This window comes from Peribacillus alkalitolerans (assembly GCF_010882125.1).
Classification (GTDB): Bacteria; Bacillota; Bacilli; order Bacillales; family DSM-1321; genus Bacillus_BN; species Bacillus_BN alkalitolerans.
Map to the genome: position 1 here is coordinate 1 of NZ_JAAGVZ010000061.1, position 1277 is coordinate 1277.

At 35.0% G+C, this 1277-nt stretch carries 3 protein-coding genes; 2 read left to right on the forward strand and 1 reads right to left on the reverse strand.

From position 1 onward, the window contains the following. The first annotated feature begins 107 nt into the window (after positions 1 to 107). Positions 108 to 374 carry an AbrB/MazE/SpoVT family DNA-binding domain-containing protein gene (locus G3O09_RS21910; protein ID WP_370568867.1) on the forward strand — a complete coding sequence of 89 codons (267 nt, stop codon included), beginning with the start codon at positions 108 to 110 and terminating at the stop codon, positions 372 to 374. Next, positions 374 to 775 carry a type II toxin-antitoxin system death-on-curing family toxin gene (locus tag G3O09_RS21915; RefSeq protein WP_163103557.1) on the forward strand — a complete coding sequence of 134 codons (402 nt, stop codon included), beginning with the start codon at positions 374 to 376 and terminating at the stop codon, positions 773 to 775. Before G3O09_RS21910 ends, G3O09_RS21915 begins: the two co-directional genes overlap by 1 nt. 48 nt (positions 776 to 823) lie before the next feature. Here the strand turns inward: G3O09_RS21915 and G3O09_RS21920 are convergent. After that, positions 824 to 1277: hypothetical protein (locus G3O09_RS21920; RefSeq protein WP_205439704.1), on the reverse strand; the 454-nt coding region annotated here is incomplete at its 5' end.

Genomic DNA, 1277 nt, shown 5'->3' on the forward strand with positions numbered 1-1277 from the left:
TATGCATTCTTACATATTCTATGTTATTATTGTATATACGTATATACAATATAACCCGTTTAACCATTTTACATTATGGACATAACATATAAGGAGGAAATCCAATAATGGGTATGGTGAAAGAGATGGAAATGGAACGTAAAGTGACGAAGGTAGGAAATAGCTTAGGAATCAACATGACCGAAGCTCTTAGAAAAATTGGAGCTATACAAGGTGATTTGTTAGCTGTAGAAGTAGATGGCGATGTGATAAAGATTACGAAGAGACAGCAGAAGGTTTCTCTTCCTGAAGGATTAAGCCCTGATTTCTTTGATGTGCTTAACAGCACCTTGAACGAGTACGATGAAACCATTAAAGGATTAAAAGATAGATAATGAATGTCGTTCGATATTTAACGGAAACGGAGATTGTAGCCATCAATTTATATCTCATTAAGAAATACAGTCCGAGTGAAAAAGAAGGAGTAAAAATTCCTTCTCTGCTAAATTCAGCTGTTCACAGACCGCAACAGTCCGCCTTTTTAGAAGACAGATACGGCTCTTTGTTTGAAAAAGCTGCAGCTCTCTTTGATTCACTTGCTAAAAATCACGCTTTTCATAACGGGAATAAACGAACGGCGTTTGTTTCTATGGTTCAGTTTCTAAAATACAACGGTTATCGTTTAACGGCTCCTCAAAAAGCAGCTGAAGACTTCACGGTTGATGTTGTTAACCACGTATACTCTTTTGAAGAGATCACAGCCTGGATTGAAACCAATAGTCAGCTCGTAGGCTGATGCCCAATAAAGAGCCTTCATTTCCATAATGAAGGCTCTTTATTGGGTTTATACACTCTTTTTTTTATTAATCTGTACAATAGGTTCGTATTCACTTATCACTTCAAAAGTTTCTTCAGAGCACATAAATATAAAATGCTGAATATTAGATATTTCATTTGAACCGGGACCCGGTAATTGATCAAACCAATGGATGAAATCAGAATTAATCATTTTATAGAAATACCATGGTTTAGCATTAATAGTATTGAAATACTCTATTCGCGCTTCACGAGCAATCTTAGATAAGTCACCTCTTTTTAAGTCATCTGTAAATCTAAATGCCAAAACAAATTTACTATTGATATTTTGGTTATAAATGATTTTAATTTCTGTGTTAGATTCATCTTCAAATACTAACTGCAATCCATCTGCAAACTTAACTTCAACATAGTGTAATGGTCCCTCTAGTCCATCTTTAGGTCTCCAGACAACCAATTTTCTAGTAGTCATTCTATCCACT